The sequence below is a fragment of the Streptomyces sp. NPDC048671 genome, from assembly GCF_055587045.1.
This window is the reverse complement of sequence record NZ_JBVJHB010000016.1, coordinates 179,632-203,055: the sequence shown is the minus strand read 5'-3', so window position 1 is coordinate 203,055 and position 23,424 is coordinate 179,632. Positions and strand designations below refer to the sequence as shown.

Below are 23,424 nucleotides of genomic sequence, written 5' to 3'. Positions count from 1 at the left end.
GCAGAGAACACCCAGCGGAACCCGGTACGGCAACACCCCTGCATCAGCCACCCGACACCCCTGTACGAAATCAGACCAAACCGATAGTTGTTAACTTCTGTACCACTGCGGAGGGTTACCGTCAGGCATTCCCATTTCCCGTCCGTTGAAATTCATTTGCGCACGTCAATGCAGATTCTGACATGTTCGCGCCATGAATGGGTGGCCGAAAACCGTTACTGACAGGCCATGTTGCTCACGTCACCCGTGCGTGGACACCCACGCCGGGCCGGCGGTTGCCGTCCACGCACGCGCGACGCGTGCGCGCGCCGTGCAGACCCTGTGCAGATAGCGCGCAGACGGCGCACCGACCGTTCGCGCGCCGCCCGCGTGACGCGCTCGGGGCGAAGCCTCGTGTACCCGTCGCTGCCAGAGGTCTTGACAACTCGATTGGTCTGGACCAGTTTATCGGCCAGCGGTGGCCACCGTTCCTGGATTCCACACCCCCGACATCCCCGTGTCGCTCCCCCGCCATCATCAACTCCCCCACGGAGGCAGCAAGTGGAACGTTCCCCCGTCACCAGCCGCAGACGGCGCCGCACCCGCCAGGGACTGGGCGCCGCCGTGGCGGTCGTCGCCGCGGGCGCCCTGACCGTCACCGGCCTCGCCAGCAGCGCGCAGGCCGCCGACGTCAACGTAGCCAAGAACGCGGGCTTCGAGTCCGGCCTCGCCAACTGGACCTGTTCCGGCGGCTCCGGCTCCATCGTCTCCTCCCCCGTGCACGGCGGCGCCTCGGCACTCAAGGCGACCCCGGCCGGCCAGGACAACGCCCAGTGCACGCAGACCGTGGCCGTGAAGCCCAACTCGACCTACGCGCTCAGCTCCTGGGTCCAGGGCGGGTACGCCTACCTGGGCGTCAGCGGCACCGGCACCACCGACGTGTCCACCTGGACCCCCGACTCCAGCAGCTGGTCCCAGCTCTCGACCAGCTTCAAGACCGGGGCGAACACCACCTCGGTCACCGTGTACACGCACGGCTGGTACGGCCAGGCGGCCTACTTCGTCGACGACCTCTCGGTCAGCGGCCCCGACGGCGGCGGTGGCACCGACCCCGGCCCGTCGATCCCCGGCGCCCCGGCCGGTCTCGCGGTCGGCACGACCACGTCGTCCTCCGTCTCGCTGTCCTGGGGCGCGGTGTCCGGCGCGACCGGCTACACCGTCTACAAGGACGGCGCGAAGGCGACCACCGCCACCGGCAACTCGGCGACCGTCACCGGGCTCGCGGCCAACACCGCGTACCAGTTCACGGTGACCGCCACCAACGCGGCCGGTGAGTCCGTCAAGTCCCCGGCCGTCAGCGGCCGTACGGCCGTAGGCGGCGGCACCGACCCGGGTGGCCCGTCCACCTCGGTGCCCAAGCACGCGGTCACCGGCTACTGGCAGAACTTCAACAACGGCGCGACCGTGCAGAAGCTCAGCGACGTGCCCGCGAACTACGACATCATCGCGGTCTCCTTCGCCGACGCCACGACCACGCCCGGCGCGGTCACCTTCAACCTGGACTCGGCGGGCCTGAACGGCTACACGGTCGACCAGTTCAAGGCCGACATCAAGGCGAAGCAGGCGGCCGGGAAGAACGTCATCATCTCGGTCGGCGGCGAGAAGGGCTCGGTCTCGGTCAACAGCGACGCGTCCGCGACCAACTTCGCGAACTCCGTCTACTCGCTCATCCAGGAGTACGGCTTCAACGGTGTCGACATCGACCTGGAGAACGGCGTCAACTCCACCTACATGACGAAGGCGCTGCGCTCGCTGTCGCAGAAGGCGGGCTCCGGTCTCGTCATCACGATGGCACCGCAGACCATCGACATGCAGTCCACCGCCGGTGAGTACTTCAAGACGGCTCTCGGCATCAAGGACATCCTGACCGTCGTCAACATGCAGTACTACAACAGCGGTTCGATGCTCGGCTGCGACGGCAAGGTCTACTCGCAGGGTTCGGTGGACTTCCTCACCGCACTGGCCTGCATCCAGCTGGAGGGCGGCCTCGACCCGTCGCAGGTCGGCCTCGGCGTCCCCGCCTCCACCAGTGGCGCGGGCAGCGGTTACGTGTCCCCCTCGGTCGTGAACGCGGCCCTGGACTGCCTGGCCAAGGGCACCGGCTGCGGCAGCTTCAAGCCGTCGAAGACCTACCCCGGGGTGCGCGGCGCGATGACCTGGTCGACCAACTGGGACGCCAAGTCGGGCAACGCCTGGTCGAACGCGGTCGGCCCGCACGTGCACGGCCTGCCGTAACCGTCCACGGTCCGGCATCCGAGGACCAGCGTCCATGACCAGCAGCGCCGCCGCTCCCCCGGCGGCGCTGCTGCGTGTCAGGCCATAACCCGCCCTAGATCACCAGGCTCAGCAGCGCCGCGACGACGAACCCCGCCACCGACAGGACCGTCTCCAGCACCGTCCAGGACTTCAGGGTGTCGCGCTCCGAGATGCCGAAGTACTTCGACACCATCCAGAAGCCGCCGTCATTGACGTGCGAGGCGATGATCGAACCGGCCGAGATCGCCATGATGATCAGCGCCAGATGCGGCTGCGACATGCCCTGGCCCTCGACCAGCGGGACGACGATGCCCGCGGTGGTGACGATGGCGACCGTCGCGGAACCCTGGGCGATGCGCAGCACCGCGGAGATCAGCCAGGCCAGCAGGATGACCGGCAGGCCGACGTCGTTGAACGTGTCCGCGAGCGCGTCCGCGATCCCGCTGCTCTTGAGCACGGCGCCGAAGATCCCGCCCGCGCCGACGACCAGCAGGATGTTGCCGACCGGCTTGAGGGATGAGGTCGACACCGACTCCAGGGACTTGCGGGACCAGCCGCGCCGGATGCCGAGCAGGTAGTACGCGAGCAGCAGCGCGATCGTCAGGGCGACGAACGGGTTACCGAAGAACTCGACGACCGAGCGGAGCGTCGAGGGGTCCAGCGCGATGGAGGAGAACGTCGCGGCGAGGATCAGCACCAGCGGGGTGCCGATGATCGTGAGTACGGTGCCGAGCCCGACCGGGGCCTCGTGCGGGGTGACTCCGGCGGCGCGCTGCTCCGCGACGACCGCGGCCTTCGCCTCCGCGGCGGCCTCGACCATGTCCTGCGGGACCTCGACGAAGATCCGCTTTCCGATCCAGGCGGCGTATCCCCAGGCGGCCAGTACGGACGGGATGCCGACGACGGCGCCCATCAGGATGACCCAGCCGAGGGAGACGTGGAAGAGGCCGGCGGCGGCGACCGGGCCGGGGTGCGGCGGCAGGAACGCGTGGGTCATGGACAGACCCGCCAGCAGCGGCATCGCGTACAGCAGGATCGATTTGCCGGAGCCCTTGGCCGCGGCGTACACGATCGGTGCGAGGACGAAGATGCCGACGTCGAAGAAGACCGGGATACCGAAGATCAGACCGGTCAGGCCCATGGCGAGCGGGGCGCGCTTCTCACCGAAGAGGTTCAGCAGCCGGGCGCTCAGCACCTCGGCTCCGCCGGAGACTTCGAGGATCGCGCCGAGCATCGTGCCGAGGCCGATGATGATCGCGACATGGCCGAGGATGCCGCCCATGCCGGATTCGATGACGGAGACGGCGGCGGACTTCTGCACCGTGCCGAACAGCTCCGTGACGGAGAGTCCGGCGCCCAGGCCGACGGCTATGGAGACGGCGAGCAGCGCGACGAACGGCTGCAGCCTGATCTTGATGATCAGGAAGAGGAGGAGGGCGATTCCGAGTACGGCGACGGTCAGCAGACCGGCCGTGCCGTCTATCAGGAGGAGGAGTCCACCGGTGTGGGGTGGTGTCCCTACCGGTGGGGGGCTCGCGGCGAGCAGCATGGGTAACTCCGTTGTCGGCCATGGGGCTTCGGGCATGGGCTTCGGGCATGGGGGGAGCGCGACACGGCGCCCCGGTGGGGCGGGGCGCCGTGCCGTGGTGCAGGGTGCGGGGGGGGCGGCTAGGGCCGGTGTCAGCCGAGGACCGCGAGGGCGTCGATCTCGATGAGCAGGCCCTTGGGCAGTCCGACGTAGACCGTCGTACGGGCGGCGGGGGCGGCCTTGAGGTTCTGCTCGCCGAAGTAGGTGTTGTAGATCTCGTTCATCTCGGCGAAGTGGTCGACGTCGGTGAGGTAGACGCGCATCATCATCACGTCGTCCCAGCTCGCGCCGCCCTCCTCCAGGATCGCCTTGACGTTGGCGAAGGTCTGGAGGGTCTGCTCGCGCAGGGTGGGACCGGCGGGGGTCGGTGCCTGGCCCTCCGCGGCGGGCAGGAAGCCGACCTGGCCGGCGACCTGGAGGATGTTCCCCTTCTTCACTCCGTGCGAGAACTTCGCGGGCGGGGTGGTGTGGGTGCTCGGGGTGAGTGCGGTCTTGTCGGTCATCGCTGATCAGGCTCTCTTGGGTCGGGTGGTGCCGGAGTACTCCCGGCTGATGGTGTCGGCGGTGCGCCGGACCAGCGGGAGCAGGGTGAGGAGTTCCTCCGCCGTGACGACCACGTTCGGCGCGGAGACCGACATGGCGGCGACGACGCGCCCGTCGGCGCCGCGGATGGGGGCGCCGACGCAGTTGATGGACTCCTCGTGGCCGCCGAGGTCGGTGGCCCAGCCCTGTTCGCGTACGGCGGCGAGTTCCTTGAGGAACGCACCGGCGCCGGGGGTCGAACGGGACGTGTACATGGGGTAGTCGAGCTTCTCGGCGACGGCGCGCCGTTCCGGCTCGGTCAGGTCGGCGAGCAGCAGCTTGGCCACGGCGGCGACGGTGATCGCGACGGGTTTGCCGATCCGGGAGTACATCCGTACCGGGTAGCGGCTCTCGACCTTGTCGATGTAGAGGACCTCGTTCTCCTCGTACACCGCGAGATGGATGGTGTGTCCGCAGTTCCCGTTGAGTTCGGCGAGGTGCGGGTGGGCGATCTCCCGGACGTCGAGGTTCTCGACGGCCTCCTGGGCGAGCGCGAAGAGCCGCGCGCCGAGGCGGTAGCGCTGGTCCTGCTGGCGGTAGACCAGTCCGTGCTCGTGGAGCGTACGGAGCAGCCGCAGCGCGGTGGACTTGTGGACGCCGAGCCGCTCGGCCACCTGTCCGAGGTCGGCGGGTCCCTGCGCGAGCAGCGGCAGGATGCTCAGCGCCCGGTCGACTGTCTGACTCATGTACTGCGTACCTCCGTGTCGTCCCCCGTCCAGCCGGGGCCGAGACGCAGTCTCCCCCAGGCGGCGTCGTCCAGGGCCGCGAGGTGGTCGGCCCGGTCGCGGGCGGGCGGGTCTGTGAGGTCACCGGCGACGGTGAGGACGGCGGCGGCCATCAGGTGACCGTGCCGGGCGCGGTCGCGGACGGGCAGTCCGCGCAGGGTCGCGGAGAGGAATCCGGCCGCGAAGGCGTCACCGGCGCCGACGGGCGCGACGACGTCCACGCGCAGGGCGGGGACGTCGGTCACCACGTCAGTGCATCCGGCTTCGGGGCGGGAGAAGACCGTGGCCCCGTCCGCGCCCCGCTTCACGACGAGCACCGCCGGTTCCGGCAGGGCCTCGCGGATCGCCTCGGCCCCGGCCGTGATCCCCCAGGCCTCCTCCGCCTCGTCCTCCCCGACGAAGACGAGGTCCGCGCCGCGGGCGAGCTCCAGCAGGACGTCGGGGGTGGCGTCGCCGCCCCGCCACAGTCCCGGCCGGTGGTTGACGTCGAAGGAGACGAGCGGGCGGCCGGGCCGCGGGGCCGTCAGCTCGCGCAGCAGCGCCAGGCAGTCGGCGGAGAGCGCGGCCGTGATGCCGGACAGGTGCAGGACCCGGCCGGCGAGCAGGGCCTCGCGGGGGACGTTGGCGGGCGACATCGCGGAGGCCGCGGATCCGGCCCGGTAGTACGCCACCTCGTGGACGTCGGCCGCGCGGTCCGTCGCCGTGCGGAAGTAGATGCCGGTGGGCCGGGCGGGGTCGCGCCGCACCGCGGAGGTGTCGACCCCGTAGGCGGAGATCGCGTCGACGAGGTGGTCGCCGAAGCCGTCCGCCCCGACCCGGCTCACCCAGGCGGCCCGGTGCCCCGCCCTGGCGAGCGCGCAGGCGACGTTGGACTCGGCGCCCCCGATCCCCCGGCCGAAGGACGGTACGTCGGCGAGGCGTCCTGGCTGCGAGGGCAGGAACGTCACCATGGACTCGCCGAGGCACACGACATCAGCGGTCGCGGCGTCGGCGGCGGTCCTGGCCGGGGTTCCGGACACTCGGGGCTCCTCTTGGTCTGGGGCGGCACCGGTTCTCACCATTGACCGGGCATCGGCTCGGATGTTAGACAACCCTGAGCGATATACGCAATGGGTGTTGCATATGTTGCAACGCAATGCAGTACAGGCGGCTGACAGACGGCGGAACGACGACTGGCAGACGACTGACAGACGACTGAACACGACCTACTTCGATCGAGGAGGCACCCATGGCTGCCGACCGTCCCGTGGCCGGACTGGCCGGACTCGCCGATGAGCGGGTCGACCACCGGTTCAAGGCGCTCCCGCCCGACGCGGAGGGGCTGACCGTCGGTGCGCTGGCCGCCGAGCGGCGCAACCTCTTCACCGGCGGGTTCACCACCCCGGTGCTCGCCCTGTCGGCCGAGTCCGTCGAGCACAACCTCACCCTGCTGGAGACGTACGCGCAGCGCCACGGTCTCGCGTTCGCCCCGCACGGCAAGACGTCGATGTCCCCGCAGCTGTTCGCCCGCCAGCTGGAGCGCGGCGCGTGGGGCATCACCGCGGCGGTGCCCCATCAGGCGCGGGTCTACCGGGCGTACGGGATCCAGCGGATCTTCCTCGCCAACGAGCTCGTCGACGCCGCCGCGCTGCGGTGGCTCGCGGGCGAGCTGGACGCCGACCCCGGCTTCCGGTTCGTCTGTTACGTCGACTCGGTGCGCGGCGTCGAGCTGATGGACGAGGCCCTGCGGGCGGCCCGCGCCTCCCGCCCGGTCGACGTCGTCGTGGAGCTCGGCGCGGGCGAGGGCGCCCGCACCGGTGCCCGTACCGAGGCCGACTGCTCCGCGGTCGCCGACGCGGTGGCCTCGGCCGGGAGCCTGCGCCTGGTGGGCGTGGCCGGTTACGAGGGCGAGGTGCCGGAGGCGTCCGGCGAGCGGGTACGGGACTGGCTGCGCCGGCTCGTCGCGCTGGCCGTGGCCTTCGACGCGGAGGGACGGTTCGCGGCGCTGGACGCCGGTGAGCCGGTCGTGATCAGCGCGGGCGGCAGCGCGTGGTTCGACGCGGTGGCGGACGTGTTCGCGGAGATCCCGCAACTGTCGCACCCCGTACTCAAGTTGCTCCGCTCGGGGGCGTACGTCTCGCACGACGACGGCCACTACCGCGATGTGACGCCCTTCAACCGGGTCCCCGAGGAGGGCGCGCTGCAACCCGCCTTCCGGCTGTGGGCGCAGGTCGTCTCCCGCCCGGCCCCCGGGCAGGCGTTCCTCAACGCGGGCAAGCGGGACGCGGCGTACGACCTCGATCTGCCGGAGGCACAGGTCGTGCGGTCGGGGCGGGACGGCTCCGTACGGGAAGCCACGGGCATCGAGGTCACCAAGCTGTCGGACCAGCACGCGTGGGTGGAGACCGAGGAAGGGACCGGGCTGGAGATCGGGGACTGGGTCGGGATGGGCCTTTCGCACCCGTGCACCAGCTTCGACAAGTGGCAGCTCATCCCGCTGGTGAAGGCGGACGGCACGGTCACGGACTACATCCGCACGTTCTTCTGATCCCGCACCCCAGCCCCTCCGGCGATTGAGGAGCGGGTGTGGGGGGGCAGCGCCCCCGCACACCCGTCCCGAAAGGCACCCCCCCATGGACCTCGTCATCCGCGACGCCCGCGTCATCGACGGCACCGCCACCCCCTCCTACCGCGCCGACGTCGCCGTCCGCGACGGCCGCATCGCGGAGATCCACCCGGAGCACGCCCCGGGCCCGCGCCCCTCCGCCGCCCGCACGCTCGACGCCGACGGTCTCGCCCTCTCCCCCGGCTTCGTCGACATGCACGCCCACAGCGACCTCGCCCTGCTCCGCGACCCCGACCACAGCGCGAAGGCCGCGCAGGGCGTCACCCTCGAAGTCCTCGGCCAGGACGGGCTGTCGTACGCCCCCGTCGACGACCGCACCCTGGCCGAGGTCCGCCGGTCCATCACCGGCTGGAACGGTGACGGGAGCGACATCGACTTCGACTGGCGCACCGTCGGCGAGTACCTGGACCGGCTCGACCGCAACTTCGGCGGCCAGGGCATCGCCGTCAACGCCGCCTATCTGATCCCGCAGGGCACCGTCCGGATGTACGCGGTCGGCTGGGACGACCGGCCCGCCACCGACGCCGAGCTGACCCGGATGAAGGAACTCGTCGCCCGCTCCATGGCCGAGGGCGCCGTCGGCATGTCCTCCGGGCTCACCTACACCCCGGGCATGTACGCGGACGACGCCGAACTCACCGAACTCTGCCGGGTGGTGGCCGAGCACGGCGGCTACTACTGCCCGCACCACCGCTCCTACGGGGCGGGCGCACTGGCCGCGTACGAGGAGATGGTGCGGCTCACCCGCACCGCCGGCTGCGCCCTCCATCTCGCGCACGCCACCATGAACTTCGGGGTGAACGAGGGGAAGGCGCCGGAACTGCTCGGCCTCCTCGACCGGGCCCTGGACGCGGGCGCCGACATCTCCCTCGACACCTACCCGTACACCCCGGGCTGCACGACGCTGGTCGCCATGCTGCCGAGCTGGGCCAGCGAGGGCGGACCGGAGTCGATCCTGTCCCGCCTCGCCGACGACCCGACGGCCGCGAGGATCCGCCACGACATGGAGGTCGTCGGGGCGGACGGCTGCCACGGCGTGCCGATGGAGTGGGACACCATCGAGATCTCCGGCGTGAGCGTGCCCGGCCTCGACGCGTACGTCGGCCGTACGGTGGCCGAGTCCGCGCGGCTGCGCGGCGAGGAGCCCTGGGTGACCGCGCGGCGGCTGCTCCTCGACGACCGGTTGGGCACGACGATCCTCCAGCACGTGGGCCACGAGGAGAACGTCCGGCAGATCATGCGCCACCGCGTCCACACCGGCGGCAGCGACGGCATCCTCCAGGGCGACAAGCCGCATCCGCGCGCGTACGGCACCTTCCCGCAGTATCTCGGCCGGTACACGCGGGAGCTTGGCATCCTCTCGCTGGAGGAGTGCGTCGCCCACCTCACGTCCCGCCCGGCGGCCCGGCTGCGGCTGGCCGACCGCGGTCAGGTGCGTGAGGGGTACCGCGCCGACCTGGTGCTCTTCGACCCGTCGACGGTGGCCGCGGGCTCGACGTTCGACGCGCCGCGCACCCTGCCGTTCGGCATCCCGCACGTACTGATCGACGGCCGCTTCGTCATCGAGGACGGCAGGCGGACCCAGGTCCTGGCCGGCCGGTCGGTGCGCTCCGCGCCCCGCCGGTAGCGGCCGCTCCCCTCAGAGGGCACCCGGCCTACGCTCAGCCCCCGGCCGCCCGCTCCCGTGCCCACGCCAGGTCCTCCTCGGTGGGCGCGTCGTCCTGGGTGAGCGCCCGCCGCCAGTAGCCGCTGAACTCGACGGCGGACCTGGGCAGTCCGCGTTCCTCGACGAGGTGGCGGCGCAGCGCACGGACCGTGCCGGCCTCGCCCGCGAGCCAGGCGGCCGCGCTCTCCCCGGGCAGCGCGGCCGACCGGACGGCGTCCAGCAGCGATTCGCCCCGGTCCCGGTGCACCCAGCGCACGGTGAGTGCGGCCGCGGTGTCGAACCGCTGCTCCTCCGCGGCGTCGGCGACCTCGGCGCAGACCGTCGCCCGCGCGCCGGCCGGCAGCGATTCGAGGATCGTCCCGATCGCCGGGAGCGCCGACTCGTCGCCGGCCAGCAGCAGGTGCCCGGCCTCGGGCAGCGGCCGCGCGTACGCCGAGGACGGGCCGACCATGCCGGCCACGTCCCCGGGCCCGGCGGCGCGGGCCCAGCGGGTGGCGGGCCCTCCGTCGCCGTGGAGCACGAAGTCGACGGCCATGAGCCCGGAGCCGGGGTCGTACGCGCGGACGGTGAAGCTCCGCATGATCGGCCGCTCCGGTTCGGGGATCGCGAGGCAGGCCTCGTACCAGCGCATTCCGTAGGTGTCCTCGGCGTCCGGTTCCGGCAGCCGGGGCACGCGCTGCCCCTGCCTCGGGAAGCAGAGCTTCATCTGCTGGTCGGGCCGGTCCTCCATGAGCGACGCCAGCGCGTCCCCGGAGAAGGCGATCCGCAGCATCCGCGGGCTGATCCGCTCGACATCCGCGACCCGCACGTACGACACAGCCAAGGTCCGCACCACCACCGCGACACCACCCTCTCACCGGGGTTTGATACTTTACGCCATAAGGAGTTGCCGGACCGAAGTTACTTTATGGCGTAAGGAGTCGCAAGTGGTGGTCTATGCCGGGCAGGGCGATGCCCGACGGTCGATGTCCCTGCTGTGGCGCTCGGCCGTACCGGAGGAGCCGGGCCGCACCCCCGGTCCCGGCCCCAGGCCCGGACTGACGGTCGACGCGATCGTGGCCGCCGCGGTCGCCGTGGCCGACGAGGACGGCATGGCCGCGCTCTCGATGCGGGCGGTGGGCGAGCGGCTCGGGCGCACGGCGATGGCGCTCTACACCCATGTTCCCGGCAAGAGCGAACTGCTGGACCTGATGTACGACGCGGTGCACGCGGAACTCCCCGGCGCCCGCTCCGGAGCCGCCGACTGGCGTACGGATCTGACGCATTGGGCGCGGGACACGCTCGCGTTCTACCTGCGCCACCCCTGGGTGCTCCAGGTCTCCCGGGCCCGTCCGGTGCTCGGCCCGCACGAGTACGCCGCCCTGGACACACTCGTGCGCCGCCTCTACGGCACGGGGCTCGACGCCGGGGTCCTCAGGCGCCTGGTCGGGACCCTGTTCCACTTCGTACGGGGCGCCGCGCAGACCGTCGCCGACGCACGCGAGGCGGCGTCGGCGACGGGGCGGCCGGACGAGGAGTGGTGGTACGCCCGCTCGGCGGCGCTCGTCGAGCTGGTCCCGGATTTCGCGGACCGCTACCCGGAGTTGAGCCGGATGGAGCGGGAGTCGGCGCCCCCGGAGCCGGCCGGGGACGACACGGTCCCGTATCCGGAGCGGGAGGCGCGCGAGACGTTCGCCGCGGGCCTGGACGTGCTGCTGGACGGCATCGGGGCTGCGGTCCTGCGTAACCGGGGGTCAGGGCGTACGGACACGCCCTGACCCCCTCGGTTCACCAGCGGTACCACCGGCCGCGACTGGCTCCGGAACCCGAACGCATGAGAAAACCGAGCAGCCAGACGACGAGCACGATGCCCGCTATCCACCAGAGCAGATTGAGCGCGAAACCGGCACCGAACAGCACCAGGACGAGCAGAAGAACGACTATCAGGGGAACCATTTTTATCAACCTCCAGAAATTCGAGTTCCCGGACTCCGCCGATCCACACCTCTGAATAAGAACTCTTTCCGGACCCGGGCGAAAATGTTTCCCCTCCGTTTTCCGGGGCACCCGGGAGCGCATGAATATTTCTGCGACAGCCCGAAAAGGACACGGAAAGGCAAGACGCGCAGGAAATGGTTCAGCGGTCGAGGCGGGCGGCCGTGCGGGATTCGTGGCCCGTGGGGTGATCTACTTCCTGATCGGCGTCCTGGCGCTGCGCATAGCGTTCAGCGCCACCGGCGGTGACGGTGGCGGTGGCGGAAAGACGGCGGACCGGGGCGGGGCGCTCACCGAGATCGGGCAGAAGCCCTTCGGGTCCGTCCTGTTGTGGGTGCTGGGTGTCGCACTGGCGGGAATGGCCCTGTGGCGGCTGTCCGAGGCCGCGTTCGGGGCCGCGGGCGGCGACGGACAGAAGGCGGCCAAGCGGCTGGCATCGGCCGGGCGCGCCGTCTTCTACGGCTTCGTGTCCTACTCGGTCCTGATGTTCGCGGCGGGTGACAAGGGCAGCGGCAGCGGTGCCGGCGACGCGCGGTCGCGGGACGTCACGGCCAGGGTCCTGGAGATGCCGGGCGGCCGCTGGCTGGTGGGAGCGGGCGGTGTGGCCGTCGCGTGCGTGGGCCTGTGGATCGCCGGCCGGGCCGCGCTCCGCAAGTTCCACAAGCATCTGCGCACGGGCGAGATGTCACGCACCGAACGACGTGCCGTGGACATCACCGGCGTCTTCGGCGGGGTCTCGCGCGGGCTGGTCTTCACGGTGGCGGGCGGTTTCGCCGTGGCCGCCGCGGTGCGGGCCCGGTCCGGCGAGGCGAAGGGCATGGACGACACGCTGCGGTCCTTCACCACGACGCCGGCCGGCCCATGGCTGCTGGCTCTGATCGCGGTGGGGCTGGCGGCCTTCGGCCTCTTCTCCTGCGCGAACGCCCGGTGGCGCCGGATCTGAGGGGGCGGGGCGGACTGCGGGCGGGGCGGGCATGCGGGCGGGGCGGGAGTTCTCTCCCGCCCCGCCCGGCTGTGCTCCCGCCGTTACGGCTTGGGCAGTTCGCACCCGGCCGCGTCCAGGTCGAACACGTTGCCGGCCCCGATGCACGGCACGATTCCGTAGGTCTCCTGGGCGTAGTTGATGCCCTCGCGGACCGTCACCTGGCCGTTCTCATCGACCTCGCACGGGTTGTTGTCCGTGCACTCCTGCCCGTCCTCGTTACCGGTGTTGTTGACGGCGACGACCTTGCCGGTGGCGTTGTCGATCACCGGCGAGCCGGACGTGCCGCCGATGGTCTGGCAGGCGGAGGTGTAGCGGACCGAGTCCTTCCAGGTCCACTCCCCCTCCTTGAGGCGGTAGACGAACCCGTCGACGTTGCAGCTGTACGTGCGCTTCCAGTACCCGGACGCCACCGTGATCGCGGTGCCCTGCACCGGGTGCGCGGTGTTGAGCTCCAGCGCCTTGATGCCGTAGCTGCTCTCGATCTGGGCGTACGTGGAGGTGAGTTGGTACACCGATATATCGGTGTCCGTCATCGTCCCGTACGCGATCTTGCTCGCCCGCAGTGTGCCGACGCCGCTGCCCGCGTTGTTCAGCAGGGTGAAGGTGCGGGTGGACGGCTGGTCGCGCACGACCTCGCCGGGACCGGGGAAGCCGGACTCCATGCAGTGCCCGTTGGAGAGCACGAGCGCGGGATCGCCCGGCTGGGAGCCGGGCGTACGGACGACCGATCCCGAACAGTTGCTGAGCGCCACGGTCCCGGCGAAGCCGACGGCCTTGGGCCTGGCCTTCGCGCCGACTGCCGCGTGGCTCGATGATGCCGCCGCCTTGACCGTGCCGGGCGCTGCCGCGTCGTGGCTTGTGGCCGCGGTCGCGGGTGCGGTGCCGGCTCCCAGGAGCAGGACGGCGAAGAGCGCACCGACGAGAGGCTTCTTCATGTGGGGGTCCCCTCTAGTGACCTGTGCAGAGCGCGTGGGGCCTCTGCGACCGGAGTTCTTCCGGTTTTGACATGCGCATGGTGGCGTATCGGGGGGAGCCGCACAAGGGGCGGATTCCGGCCGCTCGGGCCGTCCGCCTCACCACGCCCGGCCCGCTCAGGTCACCAGGCCCTGGCGGTAGGCGTAGACGACCGCCTGGACCCGGTCACGGAGTCCGAGCTTGCTGAGGATGCGTGACACGAAGGTCTTGACGGTCTCGTGGCTGATCAGAAGGGTCACCGCGATCTCGCTGTTGGAGAAGCCGTCCGCGATGAGGCGGAGCACCTCCAGTTCGCGCGGGGTCAGCGGGATGTCGTTCGGGGCGCCGTCGGCGGGCCGGATCCGGGCGGCGTACCTGCCCACCAGCCGGCGGGTCACCTCGGGGTCCAGCAGCGCCGAGCCCGTCTCCACCGTTCGTATCCCGTGCAGCAGTTGGGCCGGCGGCGCGTCCTTGAGCAGAAACCCGCTCGCCCCGGCGCGCAGCGCCTCGTAGACGTACTCGTCCAGGTTGAACGTGGTCACCACGAGCACCTTGACGGGATGCGCCACCCCGGCGCCGGCCAGCAGCCGGGTGGCCTCGATGCCGTCGAGCACCGGCATGCGGATGTCCATGACGACGACGTCCGGGCTCAGTTCGCCCGCCATGTCGACCGCGGTCCGCCCGTCCCCGCACTCGCCCACCACCTCCAGGTCGGGCTGGGCGTCGATGATCGTGGCGAGACCGGTACGCACCAGGATCTGGTCGTCGCAGATCAGGACCCGGATCGGCGTGGTCACGAGGGGCTCCCGGCGGGTATGCGCGCCCGGACGACGAAGCCGCCGCCGGCGCGGGGGTCCGCGCTGAAGTCGCCGCCCAGGACGTCGACCCGGTCACGGAGACCGGCCAGGCCCCGCCCGCTGCCGCCGGGGACCTTCGCCCTCGATCCGGACCCGTCCGTGCTGACCTCCACCGTGATCTCTCTCTCGCTGTGCTGCACCTGGACCGAAGTCCGGCTGCCATGGGCGTACTTGAGGGCGTTCGTCAGGGCCTCCTGCACGACCCGGTAGGCCACGAGGTCGGCGCTGCCGGTCGATGCGGCCGGGGTGCCCTGCTCGGTGAACTCCACCGGCTGCCCGGCGCGGCGGGTCTGCTCCACGAGGGTGAGGACCCTGCCGACGGTCGGCGTCCTGGCCTCGGTGCCGTGGTCGGGGTTGAGCAGGTCGAGCAGGTGACGCAGATCGGTGATGGCCCGCCGGCCGGTGTCGGTGACCGTGGTCAGGGTCTGGTCGAGACGGTCGGGCGCGGCGGTCAGATAGCGTGCCGCCTCGGTCTGCACGACCATCGCCGTCACATGATGGGTCACCACGTCGTGCAGCTCACGGGCGATACGGGTGCGTTCGGCGACCCGGGTGTCCTCGGCGACGCGGCGGCGGCGTTCGGCCTCCAGGGTGCGGGTGTAGCGCAGCCACGAGCCGGCTCCCCAGGCGAGGGCGAGAGCCAGGTAGAACGCCACGTAGTCGGCCACGCTCTCGCCGGGCCCGATCCGGGCGAGCGCGACCGCCAGTGCCACGTACGCCCCGGAGAGCACGAGCACGACGGGGCGCCGGTGCCGTTCCAGATGGGACCCCGCGCTCAGCAGGGCGATGGGCAACACGGTGCCCGCAAGCAGGTGGTAGCCGCGGAGTTGGTCCAGGGCGAAGCCGAGCGGCACCAGCGCGAGGCAGACCATCGGCAGCCGCCGCCGCACGGCGAGCGGGAGGCTCTGGAGGGCGATGGCGAGGACGGCCAGCGCGTCGAAGGAACGCCCCGGCAGGCCGCCGATCTCCGTCCCGCGGTTGTGAAAGGCCGGCATGAACGACGCGCCGAAGAAGAGCAGCCCGAGGGGGAGATCGCGGACCGTGACGTCCAACCGGTGCCACAGCTCGGGGAACTTACGGAGACTGGTCACCGGGAGACTGTAGTGGCGTCGGCAGCGGCCTCGACAACACGCCGGCTGCGCCGGGGCACCAGGTTGCCGCGCCGGTGGGCCAGCCACATGAACGCGATCGTCAGCAGCACACCGAACAGCACGGAGTACACGCTCCCCTCGGGGCCGAAGTCACCGCCGGTGATCCACTTCGAGCCCGAGGTGGTGGAGTCGAGTATCCCCTTCGGGGTGTCGTTGCCCGAGACCTCCGTACTGAAGATGCCGGACGCGGCGAAGTTCCAGCCGAAGTGCAGGCCCATGGGCAGCCACAGCTTGCGGGTCGCGGCATACGCCGCGGCCAGCATGCCGCCGGCCTCGATGGCGATGGCGACGGCGCCCCACAGGCTGGCGTTCGGGTTGAGCAGATGCATCAGACCGAACAGCGCGCCGGTCAGCACCAGCGAGAGCCAGGTGCCGCCCCACTCCTCGACGAGCCGGAACAGGACGCCTCGGAACACCAGTTCCTCCGTCACGGCGGCGGCCGCCATGAAGCCGAACAGCCCCACCGCGCCGGTGACCGAGCCCAGGCCGTTGACCTCGTAGTCACCGGCGAAGGCCAGGTTGGTGATGACGGCCGCGAACAGGGCGACACCGATCAGCACGCCACGGCCGGTCGCCGGCCCGGCACCCTCTGCGGACAGCTCCGTGACCGCGCGGCGCTCGGTCCGCCCCACCACCCACTTGTACGTACCCACCGCGAGCACGACCGCCAGGAGGCCGACAACGAGCGTGAGCCACGGGTTCCCGTCCACCGCGGCGACGCAACGGCCACCGATCATCCAGGCGGCGACGACGGCCAAAAGCTGCCAGACGACTCTCATCAGAACTCCCTTTCCGGGCCGGCGGACCCCTCGCCGCGGCTTCGCTCGAACGCTACGGATCGGGGGGCCCGGAATCGTCACCGCACGGTGGACACCTGCGCGTAGCTCGCACGGGGGACAGCGCCCGCGTACGGCACCGCGGCGGGGGCCACGCGGCTGTCGGCTTTCCCGAGCTTTCCCCAGGCATTCGCCGGGCTTTCGCCGGGTGACTGTCAGACCTGCCTGCCAGACTTCCGTCATGACTGATGCAGTGAAGGGACCCGCCTCCTACTTCCCGTCGATCGAGCAGAAGTACGGCCGCCCGGTCGCGGAGTGGAAGGACCTCATCCGCGCCTCGCCGCTGACCAAGCACATGGAGATCGTGGCGTGGCTCAAGTCCGAGCACGCGATGGGGCACGGCCATGCCAACGCCCTGGTCGCTCACACGCTCGCCGAGGACAAGGGCGAGTAGGACATGCTCGACCTCGACGCCTATCTCGCCCGCATCGGCTGGAGCGGGGAGCGCCGGCCCACCGCGGCCGTGCTGCGCTCGGTGCACCGTGCGCACGCGCTGGGCATCCCCTTCGAGCGCACCACCGAGGACGCCCATCTGGCGCTCACCGGCCGCACCCTCGTGGTGACGTCGAACGGCGGCGGGCGCGAGGAGCGGGAGCTGACGGACGCGGCCGAGGTGGAGCGGGTCCTCGCGGACGCCTTCGCGATCCGGCTGCCGGAGGGGACCCGGCTGCCGGAGTGACGGTCCGCCCCGGCGCCCCGTGGCGCATCTCACCCGTGCTGGTCCGTCACGTCCCGCCCCCACCCCTTTCCAAGCCCGGCCCCCGTCCGCGCCCAGGGTTCCCACGGTGCGCGGGCGGTGGGCGCATGGGATGGAAGCCGGGGCGGGCGGGCCGGGCTACCCGGGTGGGTCAACCTGCGGGGAAAGGCCGGGCACCCCGCGAAACACAGTCGTAAGCTCGCAGACATGCAGGTCATCCAGTCCACGAAGCTCGCCAACGTCTGTTACGAAATCCGGGGCCCCGTGCTTGAGGAGGCCATGCGGCTGGAGGCAGCGGGCCATCGCATCCTCAAGCTGAACACCGGCAACCCCGCCGCGTTCGGTTTCGAGTGCCCGCCGGAGATCCTCGAGGACATCCTGCGCAACCTCTCCGGGGCGCACGGCTACGGCGACGCGAAGGGGCTGCTGTCCGCGCGGCGGGCGGTGATGCAGCACTACCAGACCAAGGGGATCGACCTCGACATCGAGGACATCTACCTGGGCAACGGCGTCTCGGAGCTGATCCAGATGTCGATGCAGGCGCTGCTCGACGACGGGGACGAGGTGCTCGTACCGGCTCCGGACTATCCGCTGTGGACCGCGTCGGTCTCGCTGGCCGGCGGGACGGCCGTGCACTACCGCTGCGACGAGCAGGCCGACTGGATGCCGGACCTCGCCGACATCGAGCGGAGGATCACCGACCGCACCAAGGCCATCGTGATCATCAACCCGAACAATCCGACGGGTGCGGTGTACGACGACGAGATGCTGCGCGGGCTGACGGAGATCGCCCGGCGCCACAACCTGGTCGTCTGCTCCGACGAGATCTACGACCGGATCCTGTACGACGGGGCGACCCACACCCCGACCGCCGCCATCGCGCCCGATCTGATGGTCCTCACCTTCAACGGGCTCTCCAAGAACTACCGGGTGGCCGGGTTCCGCTCCGGCTGGATGGCGGTCTGCGGGCCGAAGGCGCACGCCTCCTCGTACATCGAGGGGCTGACGATCCTGGCCAACATGCGGCTGTGCGCCAACATGCCCTCGCAGCACGCCGTGGCCACCGCGCTCGGCGGGCGGCAGTCGATCAACGAACTGGTGCTGCCGGGCGGCCGCATCCTGGAGCAGCGGGACGTGGCGTACGACCTGCTGACGCGGATCCCGGGCGTGACCTGTGTGAAGCCGAAGGGGGCGCTGTACCTCTTCCCGCGGCTCGACCCCAAGGTCTACAAGATCAAGGACGACCGGCAGATGGTCCTCGACCTGCTGCGGGCCGAGAAGATCATGGTGGTGCAGGGGACGGGGTTCAACTGGCCGGAGCCCGATCACTTCCGGGTCGTGACGCTTCCCACGACCGAGGATCTGACGGATGCGATCGACCGGATCGCCCGCTTCCTGGACGGGTACGGCCAGGTGTAAACCCGGTCCCTGCGATGGCCCCCATCGCCTGGCCGCGAATCTGGACAACTTTAGACTGAATCCAAGCTAGGATGGATCCACAGCATCACCAGGAGGCCATCCATGTACGAACCGATCCGCACCAAATCGGTCCACACACCGGCCGACCATGCCGACGACTTCCCGCGCCGCACCCGTGAGGAAGAGCTGGACATCCAGCTCGCCGGACATCTGGCCGCACTGCTCGCGGTCACCGACGAACTGGGACTCGGCGAGGCGGGCGACCACATCGCCGAACAGGTCGCACGGTTGCGCGGTACGCCGCCCACCCGGCACGCCGGTCTGACCGAAGCCCCCGCCCCCGCCCTGCACCGCCGCGCCCACGCCCTCGCGGGCCGCGCGCTGGTGGTGGCCGCGTCCCGCGCCGACACGGCCGTCGCGATCCTCTCGGCCGAGCGCATGGACGCCCACGCCGCAGCGGCCCCGGCCGCTGCCTCCGCCGCCGACTCCCCCGCGACCCCGTCGCACCTGATCGGCGCCCTCTGACGGCCCCGGTCCACGGGCCGTAGAGGCGCGTGGACCGGGTGCCACCTACCCGCGGCCGTGCCGCGGCCACCGCCGGCGCGGCGGCCCGGCGCCTGCGGCGTGAGGATCAGCCCAGCCGCTGGACCAGGGCGCGGTACTCGTCCCACAGTTCCTTCGGCGCGTGGTCACCGAAGGTGTTGAGGTGCTCGGGGACCAGCGCCGCCTCCTCGCGCCAGACCTCCTTGTCGACCTTGAGCAGGAAGTCCAGGTCCGACTCGGAGAGGTCCAGGCCCTCGGTGTCGATCGAGCCCTTGGCCGGCAGGATGCCGATCGGGGTCTCGACGCCCTCGGCCTTGCCCTCCAGGCGCTCCACGATCCACTTCAGGACGCGGCTGTTCTCGCCGAAGCCGGGCCAGACGAACTTGCCCGCCTCGTTCTTGCGGAACCAGTTCACGTAGTAGATCTTCGGAAGCTTCGACTGGTCCGGCTTGTCCGCGCCGACCTTGATCCAGTGCTTCATGTAGTCGCCCATGTTGTAGCCGCAGAACGGCAGCATGGCGAACGGGTCGCGGCGCAGCTCCCCGACCTTGCCCTCGGCGGCGGCGGTCTTCTCGGAGGCGACGTTGGCTCCGAGGAAGACACCGTGCTGCCAGGTGAAGGACTCGGTGACCAGCGGTACGGCCGAGGCGCGGCGTCCGCCGAAGAGGATGGCCGAGATCGGCACGCCCCTGGGGTCCTCCCACTCGGGCGCGATGATCGGGCACTGCCCGGCCGGGACGGTGAACCGGGCGTTGGGGTGGGCGGCGGGCGTACCGGACTCGGGGGTCCAGTCGTTGCCCTTCCAGTCCGTGAGGTGCTCGGGCAGCTCCTCGGTCATGCCCTCCCACCAGACGTCGCCGTCGTCGGTGAGGGCGACGTTGGTGAAGACGGAGTTGCCCCACATGGTCTTCATGGCGTTGGCGTTGGTGTGCTCGCCGGTGCCGGGTGCGACGCCGAAGAAGCCGGCCTCGGGGTTGATCGCGTAGAGCCGGCCGTCCTCGCCGAACCGCATCCAGGCGATGTCGTCGCCGATGGTCTCGACGGTCCAGCCGGAGATCGTGGGCTCCAGCATGGCGAGGTTCGTCTTGCCGCAGGCGCTCGGGAACGCCGCCGCGACGTACTTCGACTCACCGCGCGGCGGGGTGAGCTTGAGGATCAGCATGTGCTCGGCGAGCCAGCCCTCGTCGCGCGCCATGACGGAGGCGATGCGCAGCGCGTAGCACTTCTTGCCGAGCAGGGCGTTGCCGCCGTAGCCGGAGCCGTAGGACCAGATCTCGCGGTCCTCGGGGAAGTGCGAGATGTACTTGGTGGAGTTGCAGGGCCACGGGACGTCCTCCTGGCCCTCCGCCAGGGGGGCGCCCAGGGTGTGGACGGCCTTGACGAAGAATCCGTCGGTGCCCAGCTCGTCGAGGACGAGCTGCCCCATGCGCGTCATGGTGCGCATCGAGACGGCGACGTACGCGGAGTCGGTGATCTCCACACCGATCGCGGAGAGCGGCGAGCCGACGGGGCCCATGCAGAAGGGCACGACGTACATGGTGCGGCCGCGCATGGAGCCGCGGAAGACGCCCTTGTCCCCCACGAAGATCTCCCGCATCTCGGCGGGGTCCTTCCAGTGGTTCGTCGGACCGGCGTCCTCCTCCTTCTCGGAGCAGATGAACGTACGGGTCTCGACCCGCGCGACATCGCTCGGGTCGGAGGCGGCGTAGTAGGAGTTCGGGCGCTTGATCGCGTCGAGTTTGGTGAACGTGCCCTTGGCCACGAGCTCCCCGCACAGGCGCTCGTACTCGGCCTCGGAGCCGTCGCACCAGACCACCCGGTCCGGTTCGGTGAGGGCTGCGATCTCGTCGACCCAGGAGACGAGCTCCTGGTGGTTGGTGGGGACAGTGAGGGGAGCCGCGATGTCGCGCGCCACGATCGCTCCTTGATGAGGGTGTCTGTCTGGAAGGTGCCCCGTGGGGGCTGCGACCCGGATGCTTCTACCCCTTCGGATTACCCCTGGCGCTCATCCGGTGCCGACCGCACTCATTTGATCATCCGGCCGTTCCGCCCATATGTCCAGAGGGCCGCCCACGTGAGCATCACCACTCATATCTGCAACCTACGGTGGCGTAGGTACGATGCGGGAATGACTGCCGCTGCCGCCGCCGCACCCGAACCTGCCGGGCTGGAACCAGCCGGGACCCACGAAGCCGAGCTGAAACCGCGGATGCGCGGCTGGCTGCACGCCGGCATGTTCCCCGCGGTCGTCGTCGCGGGCATCGTGCTCATCGCGCTCACGGACACCACCCGCGGCCGGATCGCCTGCGGCGTCTACATCCTGACCGCGTGCCTGCTGTTCGGCGTGAGCGCCGTCTACCACCGCGGCACCTGGGGACCGCGCGGCGAGGCGGTGCTGCGCAGGCTCGACCACGCCAACATCTTCCTGATCATCGCGGGCACCTACACCCCGCTGACCCTGCTCCTGCTGCCCCGCTCCACCGGGACGCCACTCCTGTGGGCGGTCTGGGGCGCGGCGGTCGCGGGCATCGCCTTCCGGGTGTTCTGGGTCGGCGCCCCGCGCTGGCTCTACACGCCCTGCTACATCGCGATGGGCTGGGCGGCGGTCTTCTTCCTGCCGGACTTCATGCGGACCGGCGGGATCGCGGTGCTCGTGCTGGTGGTCGTCGGCGGACTGCTTTACAGCGCAGGCGGCGTCATCTACGGCATCAAGCGGCCGAACCCGTCACCGCGCTGGTTCGGATTCCACGAGGTCTTCCACTCCCTGACCCTGGCGGCGTTCGTCGTGCACTACGTCGGCATCTCCCTGGTGGCCTACAGCCAGAACTGAGCCCCGCCACCCCCTCACCCCGTCCCCCTCATGGCCGTGACTTCCGAGTCACGGCCATGACGCGTGTCCGGGCACATCCCCTGCCGCACCCACTCGCCACCCCGCCCACCGCCCTACCCACCCCACCCCCACATTGACACTCACAATCTTTTGAGAGTTACTGTCATTTGACTGACACTCTCAAAGGAGAACACCGTGAACCGACGCTGGTGGGCCCTGGGCGCGCTGGTGGCGAGCATGCTCGTCCTCGGCTTCGACATGACGATCCTCAACGTGGCGCTCCCGACCATGGCCGGTGAGCTGGGCGCCACCACCGGCCAGCAGCAGTGGATGGCCGACGCGTACGTCGTCGTGTTCGCCGCGCTGATGCTTCCGGCCGGACTGCTCGGCGACCGGTTCGGCCGCCGGCGGATGCTCATCACCGGCCTCGGCGTCTTCCTCGTCGGCTCGCTCATCGGAACGCTCGCCGATGACGTGCCGACCGTGATCGCCGCCCGCAGCGTGATGGGCGTCGGCGGTGCCCTCGTGATGCCGCTCGCCCTCGCCGTACTGCCCTCGCTGTTCGGCGAGCCGAAGGACCGGATGAAGGCCATCGGCATCGTCTCGGCCGCCTCCGCGCTCGGCATGCCGCTCGGCCCGATCCTGGGCGGCTGGCTGCTCGACCACTTCTGGTGGGGCTCGGTCTTCCTGGTCAACATCCCGATGGTGGGCATCGGCATCACCGCCTGCGTGTTCCTGCTCCCGGAGACCCGCGACCCGGCGGCCCCCAGGGTCGACATCGTCTCCACCGTGCTCACCGCGACCGGCCTCGGCGCCCTGATCTACGCGGTCATCGAGGCGCCGGGCCGCGGCTGGGGCGACCCGCTGGTGCTCGCCGTGCTGGCCGCGGGCGTGGCCCTGATCACCGCACTCGTCCTGCGCGAGCGCAGGGCCACCCGCCCGATGCTCGACATGTCCCTGCTCCGGCAGCGGACGTTCCTGCTCAGCACGCTCGCGGCGACGCTCGTGATGTTCGTCCTGGCGGGGCTGATGTTCATCCTGCCCGGGTACTTCCAGGCCGTGCTGGGCAACGACGCCTTCGGCACCGGGGTGCGGATGCTGCCGATGATGGGCGGGCTGATCCTCGCCACGCGGGCGGGCGGCCCGCTCAACGCACGCTTCGGGGCCCGCGCCACGATGTCGGCGGGACTCGTCGTACTCGCCTTCGCAGCGCTGCTCGGCAGCCGCACGACGGTCGACAGCGGCTACGGCTTCACCGCGCTGTGGCTCTCCGTCGCAGGGGTCGGCTTCGGCTTCGCCGTCGTCCCGGCCATGGACGCCGCGCTGGGCGCCCTGCCCCCGGACCGGGCCGGCAGTGGATCGGGGCTGCTGATGACCGTGCGCCAGACGGGCGGCGCCCTCGGGATCGCCCTGCTGGGCAGCCTGCTCGCCGGTGCCTACAGCGGGCGGCTCGACACCACGGGAGTGCCGGCCGCCGCCGCGGACACCGCCGGGGACTCGGTCGTCGCCGCCCACGCCGTCGCGGCCAGGCTCGGTGCGCAGCGGCTCGCGGACTCCGCCGACGCCGCCTATCTGCACGGCATGAGCCTGGTCATGCTGGTCATCGGCGCCACCGCACTGGTCAGCGCCCTGCTGGTCGGGGCCTTCATGACCGGCCCCGAGCAGAAGCGGAGCGAACCGGCCGACGTGGCCGCCACCCCCGTCGATGCCTGACAAT

Annotated in this window: 22 protein-coding genes and 1 pseudogene; 12 read left to right on the top strand and 11 right to left on the bottom strand. The window is 70.8% G+C overall.

Annotation, left to right across the window (positions count from 1 at the left end; translation table 11 throughout):
• Positions 1-540 precede the first annotated feature (540 nt).
• Positions 541-2,274 carry a chitinase gene (locus ACZ6S6_RS29975; protein ID WP_362965942.1) on the top strand — a complete coding sequence of 578 codons (1,734 nt, stop codon included), beginning with the start codon at positions 541-543 and terminating at the stop codon, positions 2,272-2,274.
• A gap of 94 nt (positions 2,275-2,368) precedes the next feature.
• Here ACZ6S6_RS29975 and ACZ6S6_RS29970 read toward each other — a convergent pair whose 3' ends face one another.
• The 4 genes from ACZ6S6_RS29970 to ACZ6S6_RS29955 all read right to left on the bottom strand — a co-directional run bounded on the left by ACZ6S6_RS29970 (position 2,369) and on the right by ACZ6S6_RS29955 (position 6,209).
• Positions 2,369-3,844: a GntP family permease gene (locus ACZ6S6_RS29970; protein WP_469707808.1), complete on the bottom strand. Its 1,476-nt coding sequence runs from the start codon at positions 3,842-3,844 to the stop codon at positions 2,369-2,371.
• Between the two features lie 131 nt (positions 3,845-3,975).
• A complete protein-coding gene (locus ACZ6S6_RS29965) occupies positions 3,976-4,386 on the bottom strand; it encodes a RidA family protein (RefSeq protein WP_469707806.1) in 411 nt (136 codons plus the stop codon).
• A 6-nt stretch (positions 4,387-4,392) separates the two neighbouring features.
• On the bottom strand, positions 4,393-5,151 hold the full coding sequence (locus ACZ6S6_RS29960) for an IclR family transcriptional regulator (protein WP_362965936.1): 759 nt from the start codon (positions 5,149-5,151) through the stop codon (positions 4,393-4,395).
• A complete protein-coding gene (locus ACZ6S6_RS29955) occupies positions 5,148-6,209 on the bottom strand; it encodes a sugar kinase (protein ID WP_469707804.1) in 1,062 nt (353 codons plus the stop codon). The genes ACZ6S6_RS29960 and ACZ6S6_RS29955 overlap by 4 nt, the downstream gene beginning before the upstream one ends.
• A 209-nt stretch (positions 6,210-6,418) precedes the next feature.
• On the opposite strand from ACZ6S6_RS29955, the gene ACZ6S6_RS29950 reads away from it, so the two are divergent.
• Together ACZ6S6_RS29950 and ACZ6S6_RS29945 are read left to right on the top strand one after the other, a co-directional pair.
• Entirely contained in the window at positions 6,419-7,717 is a 1,299-nt protein-coding gene (locus ACZ6S6_RS29950; RefSeq protein ID WP_469707802.1) for an amino acid deaminase, read from the top strand.
• Between the two features lie 85 nt (positions 7,718-7,802).
• Positions 7,803-9,422: an N-acyl-D-amino-acid deacylase family protein gene (locus tag ACZ6S6_RS29945; RefSeq protein ID WP_362953823.1), complete on the top strand. Its 1,620-nt coding sequence runs from the start codon at positions 7,803-7,805 to the stop codon at positions 9,420-9,422.
• A gap of 34 nt (positions 9,423-9,456) precedes the next feature.
• Here ACZ6S6_RS29945 and ACZ6S6_RS29940 read toward each other — a convergent pair whose 3' ends face one another.
• Positions 9,457-10,293: a siderophore-interacting protein gene (locus tag ACZ6S6_RS29940; protein WP_469707895.1), complete on the bottom strand. Its 837-nt coding sequence runs from the start codon at positions 10,291-10,293 to the stop codon at positions 9,457-9,459.
• A 94-nt stretch (positions 10,294-10,387) separates the two neighbouring features.
• On the opposite strand from ACZ6S6_RS29940, the gene ACZ6S6_RS29935 reads away from it, so the two are divergent.
• Positions 10,388-11,218, top strand: coding sequence for a TetR/AcrR family transcriptional regulator (locus ACZ6S6_RS29935; protein ID WP_469707800.1), 831 nt, complete (start codon positions 10,388-10,390; stop codon positions 11,216-11,218).
• 10 nt (positions 11,219-11,228) lie between these two features.
• Here ACZ6S6_RS29935 and ACZ6S6_RS29930 read toward each other — a convergent pair whose 3' ends face one another.
• Positions 11,229-11,396: a hydrophobic protein gene (locus tag ACZ6S6_RS29930; protein WP_362953826.1), complete on the bottom strand. Its 168-nt coding sequence runs from the start codon at positions 11,394-11,396 to the stop codon at positions 11,229-11,231.
• Between the two features lie 121 nt (positions 11,397-11,517).
• Here ACZ6S6_RS29930 and ACZ6S6_RS29925 point away from each other — a divergent pair, with 121 nt between their 5' ends.
• A complete protein-coding gene (locus tag ACZ6S6_RS29925; RefSeq protein WP_469707798.1) occupies positions 11,518-12,378 on the top strand; it encodes a DUF1206 domain-containing protein in 861 nt (286 codons plus the stop codon).
• 83 nt (positions 12,379-12,461) lie between these two features.
• On the opposite strand, the gene ACZ6S6_RS29920 is transcribed toward ACZ6S6_RS29925, so the two are convergent.
• The 4 genes from ACZ6S6_RS29920 to ACZ6S6_RS29905 all read right to left on the bottom strand — a co-directional run bounded on the left by ACZ6S6_RS29920 (position 12,462) and on the right by ACZ6S6_RS29905 (position 16,161).
• Positions 12,462-13,355 (bottom strand): S1 family peptidase, encoded by an 894-nt coding sequence (locus ACZ6S6_RS29920; protein WP_469707796.1) that lies wholly within the window; start codon positions 13,353-13,355, stop codon positions 12,462-12,464.
• Between the two features lie 156 nt (positions 13,356-13,511).
• A complete protein-coding gene (locus ACZ6S6_RS29915; protein WP_469707794.1) occupies positions 13,512-14,171 on the bottom strand; it encodes a response regulator in 660 nt (219 codons plus the stop codon).
• Positions 14,168-15,322 carry a sensor histidine kinase gene (locus tag ACZ6S6_RS29910; protein WP_469707792.1) on the bottom strand — a complete coding sequence of 385 codons (1,155 nt, stop codon included), beginning with the start codon at positions 15,320-15,322 and terminating at the stop codon, positions 14,168-14,170. Before ACZ6S6_RS29910 ends, ACZ6S6_RS29915 begins: the two co-directional genes overlap by 4 nt.
• A complete protein-coding gene (locus ACZ6S6_RS29905; RefSeq protein WP_362953835.1) occupies positions 15,319-16,161 on the bottom strand; it encodes a CPBP family intramembrane glutamic endopeptidase in 843 nt (280 codons plus the stop codon). Before ACZ6S6_RS29905 ends, ACZ6S6_RS29910 begins: the two co-directional genes overlap by 4 nt.
• Before the next feature lie 238 nt (positions 16,162-16,399).
• Here ACZ6S6_RS29905 and ACZ6S6_RS29900 point away from each other — a divergent pair, with 238 nt between their 5' ends.
• The 5 genes and pseudogenes from ACZ6S6_RS29900 to ACZ6S6_RS29880 all read left to right on the top strand — a co-directional run bounded on the left by ACZ6S6_RS29900 (position 16,400) and on the right by ACZ6S6_RS29880 (position 18,859).
• Positions 16,400-16,612, top strand: a complete 213-nt coding sequence (locus ACZ6S6_RS29900; RefSeq protein ID WP_362953836.1) for a DUF4287 domain-containing protein — start codon at positions 16,400-16,402, stop codon at positions 16,610-16,612.
• A gap of 3 nt (positions 16,613-16,615) precedes the next feature.
• A pseudogene (locus tag ACZ6S6_RS29895) lies at positions 16,616-16,729 on the top strand (arylamine N-acetyltransferase); the annotation flags it as partial.
• Positions 16,712-16,897 carry an arylamine N-acetyltransferase gene (locus ACZ6S6_RS29890; protein ID WP_469707893.1) on the top strand — a complete coding sequence of 62 codons (186 nt, stop codon included), beginning with the start codon at positions 16,712-16,714 and terminating at the stop codon, positions 16,895-16,897. The pseudogene ACZ6S6_RS29895 and the gene ACZ6S6_RS29890, both read left to right, overlap by 18 nt.
• A gap of 225 nt (positions 16,898-17,122) precedes the next feature.
• Complete coding sequence (locus ACZ6S6_RS29885) at positions 17,123-18,334, top strand: pyridoxal phosphate-dependent aminotransferase (RefSeq protein WP_362953838.1); 1,212 nt, start codon at positions 17,123-17,125, stop codon at positions 18,332-18,334.
• Between the two features lie 102 nt (positions 18,335-18,436).
• Entirely contained in the window at positions 18,437-18,859 is a 423-nt protein-coding gene (locus tag ACZ6S6_RS29880) for an SCO4983 family protein (protein ID WP_362953840.1), read from the top strand.
• Between the two features lie 106 nt (positions 18,860-18,965).
• Here the strand turns inward: ACZ6S6_RS29880 and ACZ6S6_RS29875 are convergent, their stop codons facing one another.
• Positions 18,966-20,792 carry a phosphoenolpyruvate carboxykinase (GTP) gene (locus ACZ6S6_RS29875; RefSeq protein WP_362953842.1) on the bottom strand — a complete coding sequence of 609 codons (1,827 nt, stop codon included), beginning with the start codon at positions 20,790-20,792 and terminating at the stop codon, positions 18,966-18,968.
• A gap of 213 nt (positions 20,793-21,005) precedes the next feature.
• Between ACZ6S6_RS29875 and trhA the strand changes: the two genes are divergently transcribed.
• Complete coding sequence (gene trhA / locus ACZ6S6_RS29870; protein WP_362953844.1) at positions 21,006-21,707, top strand: PAQR family membrane homeostasis protein TrhA; 702 nt, start codon at positions 21,006-21,008, stop codon at positions 21,705-21,707.
• A gap of 195 nt (positions 21,708-21,902) precedes the next feature.
• Positions 21,903-23,420, top strand: a complete 1,518-nt coding sequence (locus ACZ6S6_RS29865) for an MFS transporter (protein ID WP_469707788.1) — start codon at positions 21,903-21,905, stop codon at positions 23,418-23,420.
• Positions 23,421-23,424 lie beyond the last annotated feature (4 nt).

Bases quoted from the DNA above. Each gene is read 5' to 3' on its own strand.
- ACZ6S6_RS29970 (WP_469707808.1), bottom strand. From the start codon at position 3,844: ATGCTGCTCGCCGCGAGCCCCCCACCGGTAGGGACACCACCCCACACC.
- ACZ6S6_RS29965 (WP_469707806.1), bottom strand. From the start codon at position 4,386: ATGACCGACAAGACCGCACTCACCCCGAGCACCCACACCACCCCGCCC.
- ACZ6S6_RS29960 (WP_362965936.1), bottom strand. From the start codon at position 5,151: ATGAGTCAGACAGTCGACCGGGCGCTGAGCATCCTGCCGCTGCTCGCG.
- ACZ6S6_RS29950 (WP_469707802.1), top strand. From the start codon at position 6,419: ATGGCTGCCGACCGTCCCGTGGCCGGACTGGCCGGACTCGCCGATGAG.
- ACZ6S6_RS29945 (WP_362953823.1), top strand. From the start codon at position 7,803: ATGGACCTCGTCATCCGCGACGCCCGCGTCATCGACGGCACCGCCACC.
- ACZ6S6_RS29930 (WP_362953826.1), bottom strand. From the start codon at position 11,396: ATGGTTCCCCTGATAGTCGTTCTTCTGCTCGTCCTGGTGCTGTTCGGT.
- ACZ6S6_RS29925 (WP_469707798.1), top strand. From the start codon at position 11,518: ATGAATATTTCTGCGACAGCCCGAAAAGGACACGGAAAGGCAAGACGC.
- ACZ6S6_RS29920 (WP_469707796.1), bottom strand. From the start codon at position 13,355: ATGAAGAAGCCTCTCGTCGGTGCGCTCTTCGCCGTCCTGCTCCTGGGA.
- ACZ6S6_RS29905 (WP_362953835.1), bottom strand. From the start codon at position 16,161: ATGAGAGTCGTCTGGCAGCTTTTGGCCGTCGTCGCCGCCTGGATGATC.
- ACZ6S6_RS29900 (WP_362953836.1), top strand. From the start codon at position 16,400: ATGACTGATGCAGTGAAGGGACCCGCCTCCTACTTCCCGTCGATCGAG.
- ACZ6S6_RS29885 (WP_362953838.1), top strand. From the start codon at position 17,123: ATGCAGGTCATCCAGTCCACGAAGCTCGCCAACGTCTGTTACGAAATC.
- ACZ6S6_RS29880 (WP_362953840.1), top strand. From the start codon at position 18,437: ATGTACGAACCGATCCGCACCAAATCGGTCCACACACCGGCCGACCAT.
- trhA (WP_362953844.1), top strand. From the start codon at position 21,006: ATGACTGCCGCTGCCGCCGCCGCACCCGAACCTGCCGGGCTGGAACCA.